The sequence below is a fragment of the Psychrobacter sp. AOP7-B1-24 genome (assembly GCF_052376215.1).
GTDB lineage: Bacteria > Pseudomonadota > Gammaproteobacteria > Pseudomonadales > Moraxellaceae > Psychrobacter.
Window position 1 is genome coordinate 1 of record NZ_JBQSVL010000102.1, and the last position, 7,478, is coordinate 7,478.

The following is a 7,478-nucleotide window of genomic DNA, read 5'->3' on the forward strand; positions in this document are numbered from 1 at the left end:
AAAAAAGAGAGGCTCTAATCAATAGAGCCTCTCTTTTTTGGTATTTACTTAAAGCCAAGTAACGCTAGCTTTAGAACAAGATACGTACGCGAATGGTTTCTTCTACGTCTTTTAATTGATCTAGTGCAGCACTTGAATCGTTATAATCCACATCCATCACCAGATAACCAACATCACCTTCAGTCATTAAGCTTTGCGCTAAAATGTTGATATGCGCTTCAGCAAACAAGCGGTTAATTTGTGAAAGGACGCCTGGCACGTTTTTATGGATATGCAGTAGACGATGCGAGTGCTCTTTGAATGGAATAGAAACTTCTGGGAAGTTGACGGCAGTCGCTGTATCACCTTGATCAGAGTATCTAACAAACTTGTCTGCTACTTCTAGCCCAATGTTAGCCTGCGCTTCTTGGGTTGAGCCACCGATATGTGGTGTCAAAATCACGTTATCAAACTTACGCAATGGTGATTCAAACTCTTGATCAGCAGATTTTGGCTCTTTTGGGAACACATCAATGGCTGCACCCAATAATTTGCCTGACTCTAGTACAGCAGCAAGATCATCAATATCTACACAAGTACCGCGTGCGGCATTGATAAAGTAGCTGCCTTCTTTCATTTGAGCAAACTGCTCAGCTTTCATCATATAGCGGGTGCTTGGTACATCAGGCACATGCAATGTCACGATATCAGCAGTTGATAATAACTCTTCTAAGCTACCCACCTGCACGGCATTACCTAGTGGCAATTTAGTCACGGCATCATGATAAATAACTTTCATACCGAAGCTTTCTGCCAATACAGATAGCTGTGAGCCAATAGAACCATAACCGACGATACCGATGGTTTTGCCACGCACTTCATGTGAGTTAGTTGCAGACTTACCCCAGCCACCGCGATGTACAGTAGCGTTCTTTTCAGGAATACCGCGATATAGCATAATGGCTTCAGCCAATACCAGCTCAGCCACCGAACGTGTGTTCGAGAATGGCGCGTTAAACACTGGAATACCCAAATCACGTGCTGCATCTAAATCTACTTGATTGGTACCGATACAAAAACAGCCAATACCGATCAGCTTATGCGCGTGCTCAAGCACTTCGCGGGTCAGTTGCGTACGCGAACGAATACCGATGAAGTGAGCATCTTTGATTTTTTCAATCAGCTCGTCTTCATCTAAAGCGTGACTGATATTTTCGATATTGTTATAGCCCGCACCTTCCAATACTTTTAACGCATTGGCATGTAGGCCTTCAAGCAATAAAAACCGGATTTTGTCTTTTTGTAGTGATAACGCCATGTGGGAACTGTCCTATAATTGTCTTATAAAATTATCTGAAGGATAACCTCTGAGGGAGGAAACGAAAACAGTATAGATATCTTACACAAAATTCGATGCTGATGTTAGCAGATTAGATGAATTATTGATTATCTAGACTGAATTTTTTTTATGCTATAGTAATTCATATCCTATAATGTTTATTAAATTGTTTGTTTACTATTTACGCACATGTTCGCCCGTGCCATCATATCACCCTACCAATACCACCGTAACCAACTTCTATTTATATAACACTAATCACATCAGCATACCTATACAGGTACGTTGGTATCCATTTAGCGATATAATAGTACTATTTATACATAGCGCTTACGTTTATACCGAGATTTGACCATGACTTCTTTATCTAGCCAAAGCACATCTGAGACACATACCGCCGCTGTCCAAACTATTTTAAGTACGCTCACTGATAGCCATCAGTTTGATGCCAGCCAAATCAAAACCGATTCTGAAAGTTTAGAGCATTGGGGCAAAGACTGGACCAAGCACTTTGCGCCTGCCGCTGCTGCGATTGTCTTTCCAAAAACCACTGAGCAAGTACAATCTATTGTATTACTTGCCAATGAGCACAATGTGGTATTGACACCAAGTGGTGGTCGTACTGGTCTATCTGCTGGCGCGGTCGCTGCCAATGGCGAGATTGTGGTCAGCATGGATAAAATGAATCATATCGGACAGTTTTATCCTGCCGATCGCATGGTCGAAATCGAGGCAGGTGTCGTCACTCAGCAATTGCAAGAGTTTGCAGAGTCTAAAGATCTGTACTACCCTGTCGACTTTGCCTCAGCAGGCTCTAGTCAAATCGGTGGCAACATCGGCACCAACGCTGGTGGTATTAAAGTGATTCGCTATGGCATGACCCGTCAATGGATTATGGGACTGACCGTTGTTACAGGTAAGGGTGATATTTTGCATCTTAACCGCGGTATGGTAAAAAACGCCACGGGTTATGATTTACGCCAACTGTTTATCGGTAGTGAAGGCACACTTGGTCTCGTTACTCATGCACAAATCAAGCTTGAGCGTCAGCCACAAGACTTAAACGTCATGGTGCTAGGCATGGACAGCTTTAACGATGTGATGAATGTACTCTCCGCCTTTCAAGCGAAGATTGACTTAACTGCTTTTGAATTTTTCGATGATGTCGCGATTGATAAACTAATGGCACATGGTCAAGTACAAGAGCCATTTGAGTCACGTACCAAGTTTTATACGCTACTAGAGTTTGAAGCGCCATACGAGCCTATCATGGATAAAGCCATGGCGATATTTGAGCATTGTATGGAACAAGGCTGGGTCGTCGATGGTGTCATGAGCCAAAGCTTAGCGCAAGCTGAAGAGCTGTGGAAGCTTCGCGAATATATCTCTGAGACCATCTCAGTGTTTACCCCTTATAAAAACGACGTATCCGTACTCATCAGTTATGTGCCTGAATTTATCGCTGAGATTGATGACATTGTCAGTAGTAACTATCCTGACTTTGAAGTCTGCTGGTTCGGTCATATCGGTGATGGCAATCTACATCTTAATATTCTAAAGCCTGAAAACATGAGTAAGGATGATTTCTTTGCAGAATGTCAGGTCGTTAATAAACACGTGTTTGAAACGGTACAAAAATATGGCGGTTCGGTTTCGGCTGAGCATGGCGTGGGTATGACTAAAAAGCCGTACTTAAACTATAGCCGGAGCGAGACTGAGATTGAATATTTACAAGAGGTAAAAAAAGTCTTTGATCCTAATAATATTATGAATCGTGGTAAGATTGTTGACATGTAATACGTAATGGGCTGATTACTCACGATATTGAGAGTATCTTAAACGTTTAACCTACCCTTAATAAAAAAGACGCTAATCCATGGAGGTTAGCGTCTTTTTTATGGCTTTTGAAACCTACAATTTATAGATATTTTTATAGATATAGTAGTATCCATGCAACGATCAGTAATATGCTCAAAAAACCTTGAATGACTAAAAATGCTTGGTGCGGCGCTGCGATATGGCGAAACATGTTACCCAGTGCATTATACGTAATCCCTGCGGCTTTCACATGTGGCGGGCTGTCAAAGGTTTTGATGATATGCAAAAACTGTTCGGTACGATCTGTTGACCAACCATGCGGTGCAAATGGCAAATAAGGAGATAATTGCGTGGCTTGTTTTTTGGTCGCTGGTGACCATAACCAACGTTCTAAAAACAGCAAACGCATACGCCAATCGGTAAAGCTACGATGCTCTATGGTATGCAAAAGCAATACTTCAACATTTTTATGGCGACTATCTGCAAAAATACGTTGCTTTAGGGCATATACGTGAGCCTTTTCACCTTCAATACATTGCAAAAAGTGACCACTGCCATAACAGAGTGTGCCTGTAATACCATGCTGTTGATTATATTTACGTGCATGGCTTTCCACTTCATCAAATATAGAAGCACTTAAGCGAGAAACAAGCGTCAGACTACTAACATAGACCAATTGAACCAACGCTGAGTCTTCAATCTCATCCCACGTGCTGACTCTAGTGTTGTGACTTAGGGGCATAATAAAAAATCCTAAAAAACCGTTTAAATACGGCTAAATGAAATAAGCAAAATAAAACGATGCCCGAATACATAAGAGATACTGACTCACAAAAACATAGCAAATAATTACTACGTTAGGCTGTCATTGCTTGTGGAGCTTGCTATGATAATTGGCGTCTCTCGGAGCGTGCTCTCAATTCAATCGATAGTCATTTAAATGGGTTAAAAGTGGCTAAATCCTGCCAAACTGCGTCAAGTAGCTTGCCAATATCTCGATATTATCTGCACTATTTTCCTTGTTCGACTGCAATTTATCTCATTTTTATTACCATTTTTAAAATGAGGACACAACCTAGACTACTAAAAAATGATATTTAAGCGTAATATTGGCTCAATATGAACGTTATTCCTAGACATTACCCAAAAGCTGCTGTAAATATCCATTTCCAGCGAAACTTGATGGCTTTTTTATTCACTTTTTCAGCGAAATTAAATCTAAAAGTCACTTTAGCACTACCTAAACCAACAGGCTAAATCAAATAAAATAATTTCATAACTTATTGTAAATACAATGATAAATTATTGTAACGCTAATGTTTTGTGATTGAAATGTTTTTATCACTTTTTTATATAAAAACTTATTAGCATGACCACTGGTCTACCCCATACTTTCTAGGGCTTATCCTCATTTTAGAGAGGATAATAAAAATAAAGAACCACCCCAATATCCATAACCAATGAAGATCTAAAATAGGAACATTATGAGCAAAATTGAAAAAATAGATGACTTTCATTTAACCATTGCAGAAATCAAGAAAAAAGACTATCCACAACTCAAAGAACTGATGGATCGTGTCTATGTTAACTTAGGTGGTGCATGGTCAAAGACCACTATTCACACGTTAATTGATGCCTTTCCTGAAGGTCAGATTGCCTTATTTGACCATGATCAACTGATCGGTATCGTCCTTTCTATGCGCGTAGATTATGCCAAATTTTCTAACCCGCATACTTACGATGATTTGATTGGTCATAAAGAAATCATTAGAGACAACCCCGAAGGCGATGCGATCTATGGTCTAGATGCTTTGATTGACCCAGAATATCGTGGCTATCGCTTGGGACGCCGATTATATGATGCACGCAAAGAGCTGTGTCGTCAGTTGAACTTCCGTGCTATTTTGGCTGGTGGCCGTATTCCTAACTATCATAATCATCAAGATCTCACACCTGGTGACTATATTGATGCCGTGGCGGCACGTGAAATTCATGACTCTGCTCTGTCTTTTCAGTTATCCAATGGCTTTATCGTCAAACGTATTTTGACTGCTTATCTACCAGATGACGCACAATCTAAAGGTTTTGCTACCCTGCTTGAGTGGGCTAATATTTATTATGAGCCAAAAGACTATAAGCCAAATACACGTAAGTCTGAAGTGCGGATTGGCGGTATTCAATGGCAAATGCGAGAAGTTGAATCACCTGAGGAGCTGCTACAACAGGTTGAATTCTTTGTTGATATCATGGCTGATTACAACTCTGACTTTGCTTGCTTGCCAGAATTTTTTAATGCACCATTAATGGGTTTATGTGAATCGACAGACCAAAACGTCGCCATTCGCTTTTTGGCTGGTTACACTGAATGGTTCAAAAATGAGATATCGCATTTAGCAGTCAGCTATAACGTCAACGTCATCACAGGCTCTATGCCACTGTTGGATGAAGAAGACACTTTATACAATGTCAGCTATCTATGCCGCCGTGACGGTACGGTTGAAGAACAACGCAAAATCCACATTACCCCACATGAACGTAGCGCTTGGGTCATTGAAGGTGGTGACGAAGTCAAAGTGTTTGACACAGACGCTGGACGCATCGGCATCTTGATTTGTTATGATGTCGAGTTTCCTGAACTTGCTCGTCTGATGGCATTAGATGATATGGACATTCTATTCGTGCCTTTCTGGACAGATACCCAAAATGGTTATCTACGTGTGCGTCACTGCGCGCAAGCACGTGCTATTGAAAACGAGTGCTATGTGATGATTTGTGGCTCAGTCGGGAACTTACCACAAGTTGAAAGCCTAGACATTCAATACGCCCAGTCATCTATTTTTTCACCATCAGACTTTGCGTTTCCACATGATGCAATCATGGCTGAAACCACAGCCAATACCGAAATGGTATTCTTCTCCGATTTGAATCTAGATAAACTTATTCACGTACGCAACGAAGGCTCAGTACACAATTTGATTGACCGCCGTGACGATTTATTCAGCTTAAAGTGGAAAAAGAAAGCCAAGATTCCAGCAAGCAAGCTGACCGATGAGGAACGCCGTGAAAACTCAGGTAGTGTGCTTATCGGTGACCCTTTGCAAAATCGAGCAAAAAAACCGTAACAGATTGACATGGCACACTTGTAGTAGGCTTTGTAAATAAACGGCTAATTTTCAGCCGTTTATTTTTATCTACTCTCTACTGTTTATGTAATGACTATCTAGATAGTCAAAGTAATATAGGCAATCAAGATAAACCATCATTTGACAAAAATATGCAAACTAAAAAGCGGATGATATGACCACTGATATTGAGCAAACAGAAGTGAAATCAAAGAAGCGGCCAAAGCAAAAGATAATTTCAGCCATTAAGACGATAATGATATATGGTCTGATGTTTGCTGTGATTTATACTGCGGTCAACTGGTGGCGACAACCTGTCATGCCAGCCAATCCGCAGTTGCAACTAACAGACTATCAAGGACAAGCCGTTGACTTAGCCGCGCTGAGTCACGAGCAGCCAACACTGGTATACTTTTGGGGTACTTGGTGTTCAGTCTGTAGCTTCACCTCTCCAACTATTAATAAACTAGCAGCAGCAAATGATTATTCTGTCGTGACTATCGCTGTCCAATCAGGATCAAACCAAGAGTTGCAGAATTACTTGACTGAAAAAGACTTTGCTTTTACGACGATAAACGATCAAGAAGGTCTTATCTTCGATGACTGGCAAGGACAAGTGACACCTTCTTATGTCGTTCTAAAAGACGGTGAGATGACGCAAGGGCTAACGGGCATTCAGCCGCTTTGGTCATTAAAGTTACGACTTTGGTTATCATCCGTTTTTTAACAGACAGGAGTTTTTGAATAGGCAGTGCTGATATAAGTTTTTCTAGCCTCTCTCCAACTTAGTTTGCCTTTTCTAATCAGTAAAAGCCTGTCTATCTTATGGATAAACAGGCTTTTATCTTTGAGCATGTAGTATCTTCTATATTTTACGACATAAAACGCTGCGCGGCAGGCATTTTGAGCATTAATACCCAATAGATAGCCCCAGCTGGAATCAAGCTGGCATACCAAGAGACACTAGAAAAAATTAATGCAACGACAATACCTACAGCCATAGCAATCACTGCGGCCATATTGACACCTTTATAAGGACCATTTTCATCATAAAGTTTATCTATATCCAGTTTTTGCTTACGCAGGAAGTAATAATCCACTACCAAGATGGCAAATAAAGGGCCTAAGAATGCTGAGTAAGTCTGAATAAATAAGTTTAAGCCTGCTGCCGACTCATCTTTTACGAGCTCCCAAGGGAACGTACCAAAGGCCAATAACTG

At 40.8% G+C, this 7,478-nt stretch carries 6 protein-coding genes; 3 read left to right on the forward strand and 3 right to left on the reverse strand.

Going from position 1 to position 7,478, the window contains the following annotated elements:
• Positions 1-70: 70 nt before the first annotated feature.
• On the reverse strand, positions 71-1,297 hold the full coding sequence (gene serA / locus ACT3QP_RS13530) for a phosphoglycerate dehydrogenase (RefSeq protein WP_444525865.1): 1,227 nt from the start codon (positions 1,295-1,297) through the stop codon (positions 71-73).
• Between the two features lie 375 nt (positions 1,298-1,672).
• Here serA and ACT3QP_RS13535 point away from each other — a divergent pair, with 375 nt between their 5' ends.
• Positions 1,673-3,115 (forward strand): FAD-binding oxidoreductase, encoded by a 1,443-nt coding sequence (locus ACT3QP_RS13535; protein ID WP_444525866.1) that lies wholly within the window; start codon positions 1,673-1,675, stop codon positions 3,113-3,115.
• A gap of 133 nt (positions 3,116-3,248) precedes the next feature.
• On the opposite strand, the gene ACT3QP_RS13540 is transcribed toward ACT3QP_RS13535, so the two are convergent.
• A complete protein-coding gene (locus ACT3QP_RS13540; protein ID WP_442069966.1) occupies positions 3,249-3,878 on the reverse strand; it encodes a BLUF domain-containing protein in 630 nt (209 codons plus the stop codon).
• 742 nt (positions 3,879-4,620) lie between these two features.
• Between ACT3QP_RS13540 and ACT3QP_RS13545 the strand changes: the two genes are divergently transcribed.
• Together ACT3QP_RS13545 and ACT3QP_RS13550 are read left to right on the forward strand one after the other, a co-directional pair.
• Positions 4,621-6,258 (forward strand): nitrilase-related carbon-nitrogen hydrolase, encoded by a 1,638-nt coding sequence (locus ACT3QP_RS13545; RefSeq protein ID WP_444525867.1) that lies wholly within the window; start codon positions 4,621-4,623, stop codon positions 6,256-6,258.
• A 175-nt stretch (positions 6,259-6,433) separates the two neighbouring features.
• The gene (locus ACT3QP_RS13550; protein ID WP_444525868.1) at positions 6,434-6,985 is read left to right on the forward strand and encodes a protein disulfide oxidoreductase; all 552 of its coding nucleotides are present in this window, start codon (positions 6,434-6,436) and stop codon (positions 6,983-6,985) included.
• 145 nt (positions 6,986-7,130) lie between these two features.
• Here ACT3QP_RS13550 and ACT3QP_RS13555 read toward each other — a convergent pair.
• Positions 7,131-7,478: cytosine permease (locus tag ACT3QP_RS13555; protein WP_444525869.1), on the reverse strand; the 348-nt coding region annotated here is incomplete at its 5' end.